This window comes from Streptomyces sp. NPDC028289, assembly GCF_055565975.1.
In genome coordinates, this window is sequence record NZ_JBVHTI010000002.1 from 696,658 (window position 1) to 712,777 (window position 16,120).

The window sequence follows — 16,120 nt, forward strand, 5'->3', positions numbered from 1 at the left end:
ACGGTGGCACTCCGCGCCCCGAGTCGACCGCCGGCAGCCGTTCGCGCCCGTACGTTGGCCCGTGTGTCGCTGAGTTATGCCTTCGTGAACCTGAAGCCCGGGGTGGGAAAGACGACCAGCGCGGTCTGGTTGGCCCACGCACTCCACGAGTCGGGCATCCCACCGCTGCTGGTCGACAGTGACCCCGCCTCCTCCGCGCTGCGCTGGAGCGAACTGGCAGGCGGCTTCCCGTTTCCGGTGGTCGCCCTTCCGGTGGGCGATGTGCACCGGCGCGTGAACGACTTCCTGGGCGACCGGCAGGCCGTCGTGTTCGATGCCCCGCAACTGGAGGACCACGCGCACATCGCCCGCAGCATCATGAGATACGCGAGCGAATGGATCGTGCCGGTCACTCCGGCTCCCATCGAGCTGGACCGCATGGCGCCCATCGGCGGCGAGATGGGCGACGTACAGTCCCTGCGCGCCCAGCCCGCCCACGCCGCCGTGCTGCTGAACCGGACGAACCGGGCCGACGCCACGCGTACGGGTCCCGACGCCGACGCCCGCGAAGCCCTCACCGAGCGGGGTTTCGACGTGTTGTCCACCCACATTCCCCGGCTCGACCTGTACGCCCAGTCGTTCGGAAGCCAGGTGCAGGTCAAGGGCTCGGCGTACATGGACCTCGCAGACGAACTCATCAAGCGACAGGACCCGGCATGAACCAGCGCAAGGACACCTACCGAGCCGCCTTGCAGCGCGGGCCGGACGCGGTCGTACCGCGTCCCGTCAAAGTGACCCGGCTGCACACCCGCTACGTGCGGTTGACCATCGAGCTGGACACCGGTTTGCCGCGTGACCTCGTGCAATGGGCAAGGTCACCGGTGTCCGCGATGGTGCGGGCGGGCGCCGCCGCCCTGCGACCGTAGCGAAGCGCCCCACAAGCCCGGCGACGCGGCCGGGCGTGCACCGCGCCCGTCCGGAAAGCCTTTGCGCGTGCCCCCGTCCGGATGATGGGGTGGCACGGTGTCCGACCACGATGAGGCAGGGGCCGTCCGGCCGTTGGCACTGGCCTGGGTCGGCCGCCATCTGGCGGCCGGCGAACGGGTCGTCGCAACCGAGGCACTGCACGGGGGCATCACCGCCGAGATGCGGCGGCTGACCATCGGCACGCGGGACGGCGGCACCCGCGACCTGGTGCTGCGGACCTTCGTCGACCCGGGGTTCGTGGAGCACGCCGAGGACCTGCTGAACCGCGAGGCGGGCGTCCTTGCCCTGCTCGCGGGGACAGACGTGCCGGCCCCCGGACCGGTCGCGGTCGACCCGGCCGCCGCGCACTGCGAGTACCCGTCACTCCTGATGACGCATCTGCCGGGCCGGACGGTCCTCGACGACCGCGGACTGGAGGCACGCGTCCCCCTGCTGGCCCGTCAGCTCGTGGCGATCCACGCGCTGCGGCCCGCCGTGCGTCCCCGGGAGTACCAGGCGTGGACGACCGCCGACGCCGTCGTCCCGCCGGACGGCGCCGACACGGCGGCATGGGCCGCGGCGACGGACGTCATCCGCAAGCCGGCGCCCCGCTATGAAGGGCGGTTCCTGCACCGGGACTTCCACCCCGGCAACGTGCTGTTCGACGTGCCGCCACCAGGCCTGGCCGGCCCCCGGATCACCGGGGTCGTCGACTGGGTGCAGACCTCCTGGGGCCCGGCGGACATCGATGTGGCGCACTGCTCCACCAATCTCGCGATGCTGCACGGCCCGGCGTGGGGTCTGCGGTTCGCCGAGGCGTACGAGGAGGCCGGCGGGGTGCTTGCCGCGGCCGCGGGCGAACGGCTCCACTGGCGGCTGATGGACGCCCTGGGGTTCGCGGGGCAGATGCGGTGGGTGGCGCGGCCGTGGCAGGAGGCGGGCAGGACGGAACTGACGACGCGGACGGTGGAGGGGCGGCTGGACGCCTACGTCACCGCCCTGCTGGACACCCTGAGCTGAAACCCGTTGGCGGACCACGGCGACCGCTGCTAGCTTTCCGGTGGCCGTGCCGGAGAAGAGGAGGTGGTACCCGTGAACGCAGTATCGACATGGGTGCTCCCCTCCGGGGTCGCGGTCGGACGATAGGTCGTCCGGGAGCGCCGTTCAAGCGCACTCCCGAAAGGCACGACCATGCACTTCACTTCCGAACGGCACCTCGACGACGGTGTCCTCGAACGCGAGTTCATCCTCGGCGAGATCCCCGGCACCCTGTGGACGCCGGAATCCGCCACACCGGCTCCGCTGATCCTGATGGCCCACAACAACGGCCTGCCCAAGAGCGAGCCCCGGCTGGTGGCCCGGGCCCGGAGGACCGCGGCGTACGGCTACGCGGTGGCCTCCATCGACGCCACCGGATGCGGCGACCGGCCCCGTTCCGCCGCCGGCGAGCAGGCCCGCGCCGACCTCCGCCGCGCGATGCAGGCCGGCGAACCCGTCGACGAGATCTTCGAGTCCTTCGTCGGCCCGCTGGTCGAGAACGCGGTGCCGGAATGGCGGACCACCCTGGACGCCCTCCTCGCGCTGCCCGAGACCGGCGGCCCGGTCGGGTACTCCGGGTGGACCGCCGTCGGCATCCGCCTCGCGGTGGTCGAGCCGCGCATCGCGGCCGCCGGTCTCTTCGCCGGGGGATACGTGCCGCGCGCCCAGCGCGAGGAGGCCCGGCAGGTTACCGTGCCCCTGCTGTTCCTGCTCCAGTGGGACGACGAAGGCAACCCCCGGCAGCGGGCCCTCGACCTGTTCGACGCCTTCGGCAGCAAGGAGAAGACGCTGCACGCCAATCTCGGCGGGCACACCGGCACCCCGTGGTTCGAGCTGGAGGACGGGAACCGGTTCTTCGCCCGGCACCTGAGGTGAGGCCGGGCCGTCAGGCCGGCGGCAGACGGTAGGCGGTGCCGGCCAGGATGCCGCTCGTCGAGGACAGGCCCCGGCCTCCTCGGCGGCGGCGCCCGGCCGGCCCCGCGCCTTCACCGTCAAGTCGCCCTGCGTCGGCGCCGGATGGGTTCTCCCACCCGGTGCAGGTGGGCGAGGGCCTCGCGGTAGGACCGGAGCAGACCGGTCTCGTGGTACGGCACACCGATCTCCGCGCAGTACTCGCGCACGATCACCTGGGCGCGTCGCAGGTGAGGTGTGGGCATGCTCGGGAACAGGTGGTGTTCGATCTGGTAGTTGAGCCCGCCGAGCAGTACGTCCGTGAGCCGACCGCCCTTCACGTTGCGGGAGGTGAGCACCTGGCGGCGCAGGAAGTCGGGCCGCTCGTCGCCGGTGAAGGTGGGCATGCCCTTGTGGTTCGGGGCGAACGTACAGCCGAGATAGACACCGAAGAGACACTGGTGCACGGCGAGGAACGCCACGGCCTTGCTGGGGGAGAGCACCAGGAACAGCGCGGACAGGTATGCCGCGAAGTGCAGGAGGAGCAGCACGCCCTCGGTCAGCCGGTTCTTCATGGACGGCGAGCGCAGCGCCCGCACGCTCGACACGTGCAGGTTGAAGCCCTCCAGCGTCAGCAGCGGGAAGAACAGGAACGCCTGGTGGCCGCCGATGAGGCGGGCCGTGCCGTTGCTGTTGCGTGCCTGGTCGGTGGACCACACCAGGATGTCCGGAGCGACGTCGGGGTCGAGCTCCTCGTGGTTGGGGTTGGCGTGGTGACGGGTGTGCTTGTTCATCCACCACCCGTAGCTCATGCCGATGGCGAGGTTGCCGAAGAGGCGCCCCCACGTCTCGCTCGGTCGGCGCCGACGGAAGACCTGACGGTGCGCCAGATCGTGGGCCACGAGCGCCACTTGGCCGAACACGAGGGCCATGGCGGCGGCGAGAGCCAGCTGCCACCAGCTGTCGCCGAGCGCGAGGAAGGCCGCCGCGCCGCCCAGCAGAGCCGCGATCACCATGCCGAGCCGCACCGTGTAGTAGCCCGGGCGCCGGTCCAGCAGACCCGCCTCGCCGATGCGTCGGGAGAGTCTGGCGAAATCGCTGCAGGGACCGGAGGGCCGGCCAGGGACGGCGGGCGCGACGGGAGCGTCGATGGAGAACGTCATGCCGCCGAGTCTGGGCACGGCCGCTCCGCGCCGACAGCGGGCCAGCCACCGGATCCGCAGGGGGACCGCCTCCGGGCCTCCGGGGGGTTACCACCACTTCCTACGTCCCTGACCTGGGCTTTGGGCGTCGTCCCGGCGCGGGTGCAGCCCCCGGGTTCGGCATTTTTTCGCCGGGCCCTTCGAGGAGGCCGAGGCTGCCGTCCTCGAAGGGGCGGAAGAGACCGGCAGCCCCGCGGGCGGGCGGGTCAGCGCAGTCCGGCGAAGAGGTCGTTCTCGGGTACGGCCGCGCCGGTGGTGTCCTGGACACGGACGAAGGTCTCCACGCCCATCAGCTCGGTGAACCTCTCGCGGCCCATCTTGAGGAAGAAGATGTTCTCGCCCTGGCTGGCATGCGCGGCCAGTGCGTCGAACTTCTGGCCCCCGAACGCGGTGGTGTCCACCCAGGTGGTGATCTCCTCGTCGGGGAGCCCGATCTCCGCGATCGCGGCGGCCTCCGCCGGATCCGGCTCCGGTACGTCCGCACCGAACTCGCGCATGATCTCCCCGAACCGCTGCATCATCGAACGCGGTGCCGTCGTCCAGTACACCTTCGGCGTCGGCTCGGTCATCGCCAGCGCCGCCATCGTGATGCGGTTGGCCTGGATGTGGTCGGGGTGGCCGTAGAAGCCGTTCTCGTCATAGGTGACGACCACATCGGGGCGGTAGCGACGCAGGAGTTCCGCGAGCCGGGCAGCGCCCTCCGCCACGGGCGTCCGCCAGAAGGATCCGGGGGCGTCGTTGGCCGGCCAGCCCATCATTCCGGAGTCGGCGTAGTCCAGCATCTCCAGATGGCTGATCTTCAGGACATCGCAGCTCGCCTCGAGTTCCTGACGGCGCATCGCGGCGACGGCGACCGGATCGTGCCCGGGATCGCCCGGCTTGACGCCCCCCGGTCCGTCGCCGCAAGCGCCGTCGGTACACGTCACGAGGACCGTGCGGATGCCCTCCGCCGCGTACCGCGCGAGGACGCCGCCCGTTCCGGTGGCCTCGTCGTCGGGGTGGGCGTGTACCGCCATGAGCGTCAAGGGCCGGTCGTTCATATAACAGTCCTCCTGTGTGACAAGGTCTCGGTCCGAGTCCGCGGCGGGCACCTGGGCGGGCTCCCTCGGCCGGTGCAACATCGTCGGCCGGACCGGCTGTTCCCACCGTACGGGGCAATATTCCGCACTCCTGCCCCGCGGAGGATCGCCAGATCCGATATTTGCGTCATCTGATAAGAAACTTGCATGAGATCTTGAGGGTGGCCGCTGGCGCCGCGGTCGGCGCGCTGTGCGTGTGCGTCTTGTCGGCAGCCATGGGGCAGCAGGAAGCATTAGATCTTGCATGTCAAATTTTTATTGTTGCAATGCATTGTCTAGTTATTGCGTTGCTATGTCGACGACATTACGGTCCCCCCGTGCGTCATCACCATCCTCCGTCTCCCCTCCCGCCCCTGGCGGTGTAGGCGGAAGCTTTCGGGCATCCCGTGATGAAAGGAGTGGTAAGTGTTCCATTCCGTCCGAGATCTGAGACGAGCTCTCGTCTGGGCGGTCAGCACCGCGATGCTGACCGTCGCCGGCGTCTTCGCGCTGGCCGTCCAGCCGGCCGCCGCGGCGACCGCCGCCACCGGCGGCAGCGGTGCGAGCCTGCCGTACGTCGAGGTACAGGCGGAGAACTCCGCCACCAACGGCACCACCATCGGACCGAGTTACACCCAGGGCCAGTTGGCCGACGAGGCGTCGTACCGCAAGGCGACGACCCTCCAGGGCACCGGCCAGTACGTCACGTTCACCACACCGGTGGCGACCAACTCGATCAACTTCCGGTACAGCATCCCGGACACGTCGGGCGGCTCGGTCTACACCGCCGCGCTGTCCCTCTACATCAACGGCGTCAAGCAGCCCGACTTCACCCTGACCAACGCCTACAGCTGGTACTACGGCAGCTACCCCTTCACCAACACGCCGGGCAGCAACCCGCACCACTTCTTCGACGAGGCCCACCGCCTGTTCTCCACCACCTATCCGGCGGGAACGACCTTCAAGCTGCAGGTCGACCCGGGCGACACCGCCTCCTCGTGCACCATCGACTTCGCCGACTTCGAGCAGGTCGGCGCCGCCCTGACCGCGCCCTCGGGGTCGGTGTCGGTGACCGGCAAGGGCGCCGACCCCACCGGTGCGACCGACGCGACCAGCGCGTTCAACGCCGCGATCAGCGCGGCAGGCCCCGGCGGCACCGTGTGGATCCCGCCGGGCACCTACAACATCCCCGGCCACCTCAGCGTCAACAACGTCACGATCGCCGGCGCCGGCATGTGGTACTCGACCGTCACCGGCACGGCACCCGGCTTCTACGGCAACTCGGCCCCCTCACCGAGCACCGGCGTGCACCTGCAGAACTTCGCGATCTTCGGCAACGTGCAGGAGCGCAACGACAGCGCCCAGGTCAACGGCATCGGCGGCGCGATGAGCAACTCGACCGCCGCCAACCTGTGGATCGACCACATGAAGGTCGGCGCCTGGATGGACGGCCCGATGGACGGCCTGACGTTCAGCGGGATGCGCATCCGCGACACCACCGCGGACGGCATCAACTTCCACGGCGGCGTCACCAACTCGAAGGTGACCAACAGCGACATCCGCAACACCGGTGACGACGGCATCGCCACGTGGGCGGACTCCGGCATCGGCGCCGACGCCAACGACACCATCTCCGACAACACCGTGTCCCTGCAGATCCTCGCCAACGGCATCGCGATCTACGGCGGCCACGACAACACCGTCAGCGGCAACCGGGTGGTGGACTCCGGCATCACCCAGGGCGGCGGCATCCACGTGGGGCAGCGCTTCTCGTCGACGCCGGTCGGCACCACCACGATCTCCGGCAACACCCTGGTCCGGGACGGCAGCCTCGACCCGAACTGGCAGTTCGGCGTGGGCGCGTTGTGGTTCGACGGCAGCCAGGGCGCGATCACCGGGCCGATCAACGTGACCAACGCGCTGATCCAGCAGAGCCCGTACGAGGCGGTCCAGTGGGTCGAGGGCACCATCAGCGGCGTCAGCCTCGACACCGTGACCATCGCCGGCACCGGAACCTTCGCCCTCCAGGAACAGACCGGCGGCGCCGCCAAGTTCACCGACGTCACGGCCACCGGTGTCGGCTACTCCTCGCCGGTGTACAGCTGCTCGACCGGCAGCTTCACGGTGACCGACGGCGGCGGCAACTCCGGCATCGGCGGCACACCGTACTGCGGAGGGTGGCCGGCCCCGGTCTACCCGCCCTACCCGTCCGAAGGCGTGACGGCCACCCCCGGCGCGCTGAACTTCGGTTCGGTCCCCACCGGTTCGGCCAGCGACGCGCAGACCGTGACGGTCTCCAACCCGACCAACACCGCGGCGTCCGTCTCGTCGATCTCCACCAGCGGTGACTACTCCCAGACCAACACCTGCGGCTCGTCCGTACCGGCGAACGGCTCGTGCACCGTCAGCGTGAAGTTCGCGCCGACGGCGACCGGCAGCCGGAGCGGCACCCTGACCGTCAACGCGGGCGGGATCACCGACACCGTCACCCTCTCCGGTACCGGCAGCGCGCCGGGCCCGGTGCTGAACACCGACCCGGCGAGCCTCGCCTTCGCCGCCACGGTGGTCGGCTCCTCGGCCGGCACACAGACGGTGAAGGTGACGAACTCGGGCACCACCTCGGCGACCGTCTCGGGCGTCACGGCGACCGGTGACTTCAGCCAGACCAACAACTGCACCACCCTCGCGGTCGGCGCCTCCTGCACGGTGACCGTCGGGTTCAAGCCCACCACGGGCGGAGCGCGCACCGGCAACCTGACCGTCACCAGCAACGCCAACAACAGCCCGACCGTCGTCGCCCTGTCCGGCAGCGGCGTCGACAGCACCACGAACGTCGCCGCCGGACGGCCGGCCACGGCGAGTTCCAGCAACAGCCCGTACGTCGCCTCGAACCTCACCGACCCGGACGCCTCCACCTACTGGGAGGGCACGAACGGTTCGTTCCCGCAGTGGGCGCAGGTCGACCTCGGCCAGAACTACGGCGTCGGCAAGGTCGTGCTCAAGCTCCCGCCGGCGACCGCATGGTCGGCCCGCACCCAGACGCTGTCGGTGCAGGGATCCACGGACGGCTCCACCTTCTCCACGATCAAGGCGTCGGCCGGGTACACCTTCGACCCGAACGCCAACGGCAACACGGTGACCCTCACGTTCAGCGCCGCCACGGCGCGATACGTGCGGGTGAACATCACCGCCAACACAGGCTGGAACGCCGCCCAGTTGTCGGACTTCGAGGTGTTCCCCGGCGACGGCGGCTCCTCCCACGCGACGCTGTCGGCGACCCCGACGTCACTGTCGTTTCCCACCCAGGCGCTCAACACCGCCAGCAGCGCGCAGACGGTCACGGTGACCAACACCGGTACCGCGGCCGCGACCGTCTCCGGCATCACGGTCACGGGTGACTTCTCGCAGACCAACACGTGCGGGACGTCGATCGCGGCAGGCGCCTCCTGCACGGTGGCCGTCACGTTCACGCCCACCGCGTCCGGCACCCGCACCGGTGATCTCAGCATCGCCGGCAACGCGTCGAACGGCACGACCACGGTCGCGCTGACCGGCACCGGCGCCGGCACGGTGAGCAGGAACCTGGCAGCGGGCGCGGCCACCACCGAGTCCAGCCACACCGACGTGTACCCGTCGTCGAACGTGACGGACGGCAACCAGGGCACCTACTGGGAGAGCGCCGACAACGCCTTCCCGCAGTGGGTGCAGGTGGACCTCGGTTCCGCGCAGAGCGCGAGCCGCGTAGTCCTCCAGCTCCCCGCGACCTGGGGCGCCCGCAACCAGACGCTGTCCCTGTCGGGCAGCACCGACGGCTCCTCCTTCACCACCGTCAAGTCGTCGGCCACGTACACCTTCGACCCCACGACCGGCAACACGGTCACCATCACCTTCACCGCGACCACCCAGCGGTACTTCCGGGTGGACATCACGGCGAACAACGGCTGGCCGGCCGGTCAGATCGCCGAGTTCCGGGTCTTCGGTACCTGACGGCCTCGCCTCGCCCGGGGGTGTCAGTTCGGCGGCAGCTCCATCGAGCCGGGGGTGACCAGACCCGTCTCGTACGCGGCGATGACCGGCTGGGCGCGGCCGCGGAGCTGGAGTTTGGCGAGGACGTGCGTCACGTGCGTCTTCACCGTCGCCTCGCTCAGATGGAGCCGGGCGGCCAGCTCCGCGTTGGTCAGCCCGCGGGCCGGCGACTCCAGGACCTCGAGCTCCCTGCGCGTGAGCGCGGACAGGTCGCGGTGCAGCGCGGTCGTACGCCCCGCGGGCCTGGCGAAGCGCTCCACCAGGCGGCGGGTGATGGACGGCGCGAGCAGCGCATCCCCGGAGCGGACCAGCCGCACGGCCGCGGCCAGGTGCTCCGGGGTGACGTCCTTGAGCAGGAACCCGCTGGCGCCCACGGCCAGTGCCCCGTAGACGTACTGGTCGAGGTCGTACGTGGTGAGGATGATCCGGGGCGGAGGGGACGGTGCCACCGCCCAGGACGCGGGCTGGATCTGGACCATCCCGCTGATCAGCCGGATCGGTACCGGATACGTCCACTCCCGGGACTACCTGGAGCCCGAGGAGGCCGAGCGGACGCTGCGCGAGTTCGTCGGCCCCGCCGCCGCGGACGTCGAGGCCAACCACATCAGGATACGGATCGGCCGCAGCCGGCGGTCATGGGTCGACAACTGTGTGGCCATAGGCCTGTCGCGGGTTCGAGGAGCCGCTGGAGTCCACCGGCATCTTCTTCATCCACTACGCCATCGAGCAGCTGGTCAAGTACTACCCGGCCGCCGACTGGGACCTCTCGCTGCGCGAGCAGTACAACAGCGCGGTGATGAACGTCATGGACGGCGTCCGTGAGTTCCTCTGCCTGCACTACCGGGGCGCCAAGCGTGCCGACAACCAGTACTGGCGGGACACCAACACCCGGGCCGTACCCGACGCGCTCGCCGAGCGGCTGGAGCAGTGGGAGAGCAAGGTCCCGGACACGGGCAGCGTCTACCCCCGCTACCACGGGCTGCCGCCGTACTCCTACAACTGCATCCTGCTCGGTACCGGCGGTATCGACGTACGGCCCTCGCCGGCGCTCGACCTGATCGACGAGAAGGACGCGCTCGCCGGGTTCCAGCTCATCAAGGACAAGGCCCGGGCCCTGGTGGCGAGCCTGCCCACCCAGAACGAGTACTTCCGGAGGACGCGTGACGGCGCATGAGCGTGGGACACACGGGCCGGCGCCGGGCGGCACGGGTGAGGTGAGGGTGCCGATGGACGGCGAGTTCCGCGAGATGATGGCGGGCTTCCCCACCGGCGTGTCGGTGGTCACCGCCCGGCGCGGCGTCGACCCGCCATGGGGCATGACCTGTTCGTCCCTGTGCAGTCTGAGCACTGCCCCGCCGAGACTGCTGGTCTGTCTGCGCGCCCAGAGCCCGACCCTGGACGCGGTGCTCGCCAGCGGCGCGTTCGCGGTGAACCTGCTGCACGGGGACGCCGAGCCGGTGGCGGCGCTCTTCGCCTCCGGCGCGGTGGACCGGTTCGAGCGGGTGGTGTGGAAACCGTCCGCCCGGACCGGCAGCCCCGCCCTGGTGGAGGCCGCGCACTCCATCGCGGACTGCACCGTCGGGCGCACCCACCCCGACGGCGACCACGTGACCGTCGTCGGGGTGGTGCGGTCCGTCGAACGCTTCGACCGGGACAGCTCCCTGCTCTACGGCTTCCGGCAGTACGGCGAGTTGCCCCGTCCGTTGCCCGTCTCCCGGGGTGCGCGTGACTGACATCCTGACGGCCGCGCCGGTCCCGCCGATCGGCGCGCACCCGATGCTGCTCTTCCTGCTCCAGGTGGGCGTGCTGCTGTCCCTGGCGATCGTGCTGGGCAGACTGGCCGTAAGGCTGGGACTGCCGCCCATCGTCGGGGAGTTGAGCGCGGGGGTGCTGCTCGGCCCCTCACTGGTCGGCTGGGCCGCCCCCGCCGCGGCCGGCTGGCTGCTGCCCCGGCAGCCGGAGCAGACGCACCTTCTCGACGCGGTCGGGCAGGTCGCGGTGCTGCTGCTGGTGGGGCTGACGGGCATGGAGACGGACCTGCGGATGATCCGCCGCCGACGGTCCACCGCGCTGAGGGTCAGCCTCGCCGGGCTGCTCGTTCCGCTGGGCCTCGGCATCGCGCTCGGCTACCCGCTGGCCGGCCTGCTCGACTCGGACTCCGACGCCCCCGGTGTTCGTGATGTTCATGGGCGTGGCCATGTGTGTGAGCGCCATACCGGTGATCGCCAAGACGCTGATGGACATGGGGCTGGTCCACCGGGACATCGGTCAGCTCACGCTCGCCGCGGGCATGATCGACGACGCGTTCGGCTGGATGATGCTGTCGGTGATCTCGGCGGCGGCGGTCGGCGGGCTGACCGCAGGGACGGTCGGCCACTCGGTCGGCGCGCTGGTGCTGGTGCTGGTGCTGGCCGTGGTGGTCGGCAGGCCGGTAGCCGGGCGGGTCCTGCGCCGGTGCAGCCACTCCGCAGAGCGGACCGTGGCTGCGGTGGCGGCCCTGCTGCTGATGTCGGCCGCGGGCACGCAGGCGTTGGGTCTCGAGCCGGTGTTCGGGGCGTTCGTCTGCGGCATCGTGATCGGCTCCAGCCGGGAGTGGGTGCCGGCCAGGACGGCGTCCCTGCGCACGGTGGTGCCGGCCGCCCTGGCACCGGTGTTCTTCGCGACCGCCGGGCTGCGGATCGATCTGCGCGCCCTGGCGAAGCCCCCGGTGCTCGCGGCGGCGCTGATGGTGCTCGTCGTGGCGGTGATCGGCAAGTTCACCGGCGCGTTCGTGGGCGCGCGCCTGAGCCGGCTGAGCCGCTGGGAGGCGCTGGCGCTGGGCGCCGGGATGAACGCACGCGGCGTGGTCGAGGTGATCGTGGCGATGGTCGGGCTGCGGCTGGGTGTCCTGACGACCGACTCGTACACGATCATCGTTCTGGTCGCGGTGGTCACGTCCGTCATGGCACCCCCCGTCCTGAGCTTCGCCATGAGACGGATCGACAGCACCCGGGAGGAGGAGCTACGGATGAAGGCCTGGGGCGGATCGGTACCCAGCGAGGAGGAGGTGGTGTAGCGGCGGGGCCGTGGAGCTGCGTCGGGGGCGCGTCTCGACTCCGCAGGGAATCCCCGGGCAGGGGCGGCGCGTACGGGATCGGCGGCGCAGCCGGCGGACCCGCACGCCGGTCTTCCGGGACCGGTGGTCCCGGGCGCACGGTCCTGGTCCCCGTGGTGCCTTCGCGGTGCCTCAGGCGCGTCCTGGACCGGGCACGCCGGCGGCCTATAGTTCGGCGCATGAGTCGCTGGCATGAGCTGACCGGTGGGACGTCCGGACGGGAGTACGCCGCACGGTTCGCCGCCGTCGCCCGGAGCGGCAAGGACGTGCACGGTGAGGCGCGGTTCTGTGCGGCGCTCGTACCGGCCGGAGCGCGGGTGCTGGACGCCGGGTGCGGTACCGGGCGGGTCATGATCCGGCTCGCGGAGCTCGGGTACGACTGCGTCGGTGTGGACCTCGACGCGTCGATGCTGACGGTGGCGCGCGAGCAGGCGCCGCAACTGCCGTGGTTCCAGGCCGATCTGGCCGAGTTCGAGCCTCGCCGGCTCGGTATCGCGGCGGACTTCGATCTCGTGGTCGCCGCGGGGAACATCTTCCCGTTGCTCGCCGCCGGCACCGAGGCCGCCGTGGTCGGGCGCCTGGCCGCGGCCCTGCGCCCGGGCGGTCTGCTGGTCGCCGGCTTCGGTTTGGACGAGGCCCATCTGCCCGTGCCGCCCGGCATCACCCTGGCGGAGTACGACGACTGCTGCGCCGAGGCCGGCCTCGCCCTCGTCGACCGGTTCGCCACCTGGGACGCCGAACCGTACGACGGCGGCGGGTACGCCGTCAGCGTCCACCGTCGCTGAAACCCGTCCACTGCGGCTGAAAACCCTCTGGTCGTCGCGTCCGTCCCGCGGCCGGCGGGACCGGTCCGCGTGTGCCCCCGGTGAAAACCCTGTGGAAACGATGTCAGTGGGCCCCCTTATGCTGCACCGGAATGATCACGCGGAACCTGGGGAGGGCGCGGCATGTTCGGCAAGCTGTTCGGCAGGGGCGGGGAGAGACCGGCGACGGACCCGCACGCCCTTCCTGCGCCGCGCAGGCAGAACGGTGTGTACAAGCTGCAGTTCCTCGGGGACACCCGGGTCATGGCGCTGCTGGTGGCGGCGGAGTCGGGTGACTGGGACGCGGTCAAGATGGCGTCGGCCCACTTCGATCTCGGCCGCGACCACCAGGTGCTGGGCGAGCTGTCCGACGTGGACGGACTGCAGGACTGGATCGGCCGGGCTGCCGAGGAGGACAAGGAACACCGGGCGACGGCCCTGCTGATATCCGGGGCGCGGCACATCAGCTGGGGCTGGGAGGCGCGCACCTCCGCGCGTGCCTCGGACGTGTCGCGGGAGCAGTGGCGCCTCTTCCACGAGCGGCTGCACATCGCCGAGGAGCACCTGCTCGAAGCCGCCGAGCTGCGGCCGGAGTGGATCACGCCCTGGCGGCGCCTGCTCACCTCGGGCCGCGGCATGTCGGTGGGCACCACCGTCAACGAGGCCCGGCTCGGCGCGGCCCTGCGCCGCGACCCGCTGGACCTGGCGACCCACCTCGAGTGGGTGTCGTACCTCCAGCCCCGGTGGCACGGCGAGCCGGGCCAGGCCCTGGAGTTCGCGCGCAAGGCGTTCGCGGGCGCTCCCGACGGCCACCGTCTCGGCTGCGTGGTCGCCATGGCCCATGTCGAGGACTGGGTGGAGTCGGACGACAAGAACTGCCTCGACACCCCCGAGATCCAGCGTGAGTTGAGGGACGCGGCCAAGCGCAGCATCCTCCACCCCGGCTACCAGCGGCGCCCGGGCTGGCAGGAGGACTTCAACATCTTCGCCATGGCCCTGGCGCTGGCGGCCGAGAGTGTCGTGGCCCCGCGGGTCTACCACGAGCTGGACGGCGCCTACACCCGGTGGCCCTGGACCTACATGGCGCAGCCGGAGAAGACGTACGCCCGCTTCCGGCGCCGCGCCTGAGCCGGCCGCCGTCACCGGTGCCTCTCGAGCCGCCCGGCACACCTTCCGCCCGCCACCCCTCGACAACCCCACCCCGGACTCTGTGATGACTCTGCCCCACACCCCCGCGAGCCCGGCCGGCGCCGACCGCACCTTCCAGGTGGACCTGCGCGGCCTCGTCGACCTCCTCTCCCACCACCTCTACTCCAGCCCCCGGGTCTACCTGCGCGAACTCCTGCAGAACGCGGTGGACGCGCTGACCGCCCGGCACGGCCTCGAACCGGGCGCCGCCGCCGATGCGTTCGGCATCCGCCTGTACGCCGACGGTGCGGTGGTCCGGGTGGAGGACGACGGGGTCGGTCTCACCGAGGCCGACGTGCACACCTTCCTCGCCACCATCGGCCGCAGCAGCAAGCGCGCCGAGCAGGTCGCCGAGCAACGTGCCGACTTCATCGGCCAGTTCGGCATAGGCCTGCTCTCCTGCTTCCTGGTCGCCGACGAGATCCACGTCGTCAGCCGGTCCGCCCGCACCCCCGACGCGCCCGCCGTGGAGTGGCGGGGTCGCGGCGACGGCAGCTACACCGTCCGCGCGCTGCCCGCCTCCGCCCGCCCCCGGCCCGGCACCACCGTCACGCTCACGCCCCGCGCCGACGCGGGGGACTGGACCCGGCCGGTCCAAGTACAGGCGCTCGCCCGGCACTTCGGCTCCCTGCTGCGCCACCCGGTGACCTTCGACGACGGCACCGGCGGCGCGGCCGCACCCGTCAACCCCGAGCCCGCACCCTGGGCGCGCAGCTACCCCACACCGGGGGCACGCTCCCGCGCGCTCGCCGCGTACGGCGAGGAGATCTTCGGCTTCACGCCGCTGGACACCATCGACCTGGACCTGCCGGCCGTGGGCCTGAAAGGCATCGCCTGCGTGCTCCCGGAGGCGGTGCCGGCCGGGCGCCGCCACGGCCACCGCGTGCACGTCAAGGGCATGCTGCTGTCCGAGCAGGCCGAGGAGATCCTCCCCGAGTGGGCGTTCTTCGTCCGCTGCGTCCTCGACGCCGAGAGCCTGCGCCCGACCGCCTCCCGGGAGTCCCTGTACGAGGACGACACCCTCGCCGCGGTGCGTGACGCCCTCGCCGAACGGCTGCGCGCCTGGATCGCCCGGACCGCCGCCAGCGACCCGGACCTCCTCGGCCGCTTCCTGCAGACCCACCACCTGGCCGTGAAGTCGCTGGCCGTGCACGACGACGAGATCCTGCGGATGCTGCTGCCGTGGCTGCCGTTCGAGACCACCGACGGACACGCCACCCTGGACGAGTTCGCGCGCAGCCACCGCACCGTCCTCGTGACCTCCAGCGTCGAGGAGTTCCGGCAGGTGGCGGCGATCGCCGCGGCCGCCGGGCTCGGCGTCGTCAACGGCGGCTACACCTACGACCGCGAACTGGTCCACCGGCTGCCGGAGATCAGGCCCGAGGTGGTCGTCGCCGACCTCGACCCCGGCACCCTCACCGCCCACCTCGACCCCGTCGACCGGGAGACGGAACTCGCCGCCGCGGCCTACCTCGCGCAGGCCCGCGACGCCCTCGCCGTCTTCGACTGCGACGTCGCCCTGCGCACCTTCCAGCCCGCCTCCGCCCCCGCCCTCCTCCTCGACAGCCGTGAGGCGCGGCACGAGCGCACCCGCTCCCAGCTCGCCCGCGAGCAGCAGGGCGGCGTGTGGGGCGACATCCTCGGCCACCTGCGCCAGGAGGCCCCGCGCGCCCAGCTGATCCTCAACCAGCTCAACCCGCTGGTCCGCACCGCGATCACCATCGACGAGCCCGAACTGGCCCGCACCAGCGCCGAAGCCCTCTACGGGCAGGCCGCGATGCTGTCCCGGCGCCCGCTCAGGCCCGCCGAGTCGAGCCTCATCAACCGCTCCTTCCTCGACCTCCTCGCCCACGCCCTCCGCAAGGACAGCTGACG

At 71.2% G+C, this 16,120-nt stretch carries 12 protein-coding genes and 3 pseudogenes; 12 read left to right on the top strand and 3 right to left on the bottom strand.

Annotated features, from left to right (window positions below; all coding sequences use genetic code 11):
• Positions 1-63: 63 nt before the first annotated feature.
• The 4 genes from ACZ4UV_RS11055 (at position 64) to ACZ4UV_RS11070 (ending at position 2,859) form a co-directional block, all read left to right on the top strand.
• Positions 64-699 carry a ParA family protein gene (locus ACZ4UV_RS11055; RefSeq protein ID WP_351500174.1) on the top strand — a complete coding sequence of 212 codons (636 nt, stop codon included), beginning with the start codon at positions 64-66 and terminating at the stop codon, positions 697-699.
• Positions 696-905: a hypothetical protein gene (locus ACZ4UV_RS11060; protein WP_351500176.1), complete on the top strand. Its 210-nt coding sequence runs from the start codon at positions 696-698 to the stop codon at positions 903-905. Before ACZ4UV_RS11055 ends, ACZ4UV_RS11060 begins: the two co-directional genes overlap by 4 nt.
• A 97-nt stretch (positions 906-1,002) precedes the next feature.
• Positions 1,003-1,965: a phosphotransferase family protein gene (locus tag ACZ4UV_RS11065; protein ID WP_451017247.1), complete on the top strand. Its 963-nt coding sequence runs from the start codon at positions 1,003-1,005 to the stop codon at positions 1,963-1,965.
• A 171-nt stretch (positions 1,966-2,136) separates the two neighbouring features.
• Positions 2,137-2,859 (top strand): dienelactone hydrolase family protein, encoded by a 723-nt coding sequence (locus ACZ4UV_RS11070; protein ID WP_451017248.1) that lies wholly within the window; start codon positions 2,137-2,139, stop codon positions 2,857-2,859.
• A gap of 116 nt (positions 2,860-2,975) precedes the next feature.
• Here ACZ4UV_RS11070 and ACZ4UV_RS11075 read toward each other — a convergent pair whose 3' ends face one another.
• Both ACZ4UV_RS11075 and ACZ4UV_RS11080 read right to left on the bottom strand, forming a co-directional pair.
• Positions 2,976-4,037 carry a fatty acid desaturase family protein gene (locus ACZ4UV_RS11075; protein WP_467837429.1) on the bottom strand — a complete coding sequence of 354 codons (1,062 nt, stop codon included), beginning with the start codon at positions 4,035-4,037 and terminating at the stop codon, positions 2,976-2,978.
• Positions 4,038-4,282: 245 nt separating this feature from the next.
• Positions 4,283-5,116, bottom strand: coding sequence for a PIG-L family deacetylase (locus ACZ4UV_RS11080; RefSeq protein ID WP_390037419.1), 834 nt, complete (start codon positions 5,114-5,116; stop codon positions 4,283-4,285).
• A gap of 444 nt (positions 5,117-5,560) precedes the next feature.
• Here ACZ4UV_RS11080 and ACZ4UV_RS11085 point away from each other — a divergent pair, with 444 nt between their 5' ends.
• The gene (locus tag ACZ4UV_RS11085) at positions 5,561-9,121 is read left to right on the top strand and encodes a choice-of-anchor D domain-containing protein (RefSeq protein WP_467837431.1); all 3,561 of its coding nucleotides are present in this window, start codon (positions 5,561-5,563) and stop codon (positions 9,119-9,121) included.
• Positions 9,122-9,144: 23 nt separating this feature from the next.
• On the opposite strand, the pseudogene ACZ4UV_RS11090 reads toward ACZ4UV_RS11085, so the two are convergent.
• Positions 9,145-9,606 (bottom strand): annotated as a pseudogene (locus ACZ4UV_RS11090) (LuxR C-terminal-related transcriptional regulator); the annotation flags it as partial.
• Here ACZ4UV_RS11090 and ACZ4UV_RS11095 point away from each other — a divergent pair.
• From ACZ4UV_RS11095 to ACZ4UV_RS11125, 7 genes and pseudogenes are all read left to right on the top strand, one after another.
• Positions 9,581-10,334: pseudogene (locus ACZ4UV_RS11095) on the top strand (tryptophan 7-halogenase). The pseudogenes ACZ4UV_RS11090 and ACZ4UV_RS11095 sit on opposite strands and share 26 nt — an antisense overlap.
• Before the next feature lie 52 nt (positions 10,335-10,386).
• Positions 10,387-10,893 (top strand): flavin reductase family protein, encoded by a 507-nt coding sequence (locus ACZ4UV_RS11100; RefSeq protein ID WP_467837433.1) that lies wholly within the window; start codon positions 10,387-10,389, stop codon positions 10,891-10,893.
• 43 nt (positions 10,894-10,936) lie between these two features.
• Positions 10,937-11,230: pseudogene (locus ACZ4UV_RS11105) on the top strand (cation:proton antiporter domain-containing protein); the annotation flags it as partial.
• A gap of 133 nt (positions 11,231-11,363) precedes the next feature.
• Positions 11,364-12,215, top strand: a complete 852-nt coding sequence (locus ACZ4UV_RS11110; RefSeq protein ID WP_451017253.1) for a cation:proton antiporter — start codon at positions 11,364-11,366, stop codon at positions 12,213-12,215.
• Between the two features lie 218 nt (positions 12,216-12,433).
• Positions 12,434-13,039 (top strand): class I SAM-dependent methyltransferase, encoded by a 606-nt coding sequence (locus ACZ4UV_RS11115; RefSeq protein ID WP_451017254.1) that lies wholly within the window; start codon positions 12,434-12,436, stop codon positions 13,037-13,039.
• Between the two features lie 162 nt (positions 13,040-13,201).
• On the top strand, positions 13,202-14,185 hold the full coding sequence (locus tag ACZ4UV_RS11120; RefSeq protein WP_451017255.1) for a hypothetical protein: 984 nt from the start codon (positions 13,202-13,204) through the stop codon (positions 14,183-14,185).
• A gap of 85 nt (positions 14,186-14,270) precedes the next feature.
• Positions 14,271-16,118, top strand: a complete 1,848-nt coding sequence (locus ACZ4UV_RS11125) for an HSP90 family protein (protein ID WP_451017256.1) — start codon at positions 14,271-14,273, stop codon at positions 16,116-16,118.
• The last annotated feature ends 2 nt before the right edge of the window (positions 16,119-16,120 follow it).

Coding starts and splice junctions, on each gene's coding strand:
- ACZ4UV_RS11060 (WP_351500176.1), top strand. CDS start 696: ATGAACCAGCGCAAGGACACCTACCGAGCCGCCTTGCAGCGCGGGCCG.
- ACZ4UV_RS11125 (WP_451017256.1), top strand. CDS start 14,271: ATGACTCTGCCCCACACCCCCGCGAGCCCGGCCGGCGCCGACCGCACC.
- ACZ4UV_RS11120 (WP_451017255.1), top strand. CDS start 13,202: ATGTTCGGCAAGCTGTTCGGCAGGGGCGGGGAGAGACCGGCGACGGAC.
- ACZ4UV_RS11115 (WP_451017254.1), top strand. CDS start 12,434: ATGAGTCGCTGGCATGAGCTGACCGGTGGGACGTCCGGACGGGAGTAC.
- ACZ4UV_RS11100 (WP_467837433.1), top strand. CDS start 10,387: ATGGACGGCGAGTTCCGCGAGATGATGGCGGGCTTCCCCACCGGCGTG.
- ACZ4UV_RS11070 (WP_451017248.1), top strand. CDS start 2,137: ATGCACTTCACTTCCGAACGGCACCTCGACGACGGTGTCCTCGAACGC.
- ACZ4UV_RS11080 (WP_390037419.1), bottom strand. CDS start 5,116: ATGAACGACCGGCCCTTGACGCTCATGGCGGTACACGCCCACCCCGAC.
- ACZ4UV_RS11075 (WP_467837429.1), bottom strand. CDS start 4,037: ATGACGTTCTCCATCGACGCTCCCGTCGCGCCCGCCGTCCCTGGCCGG.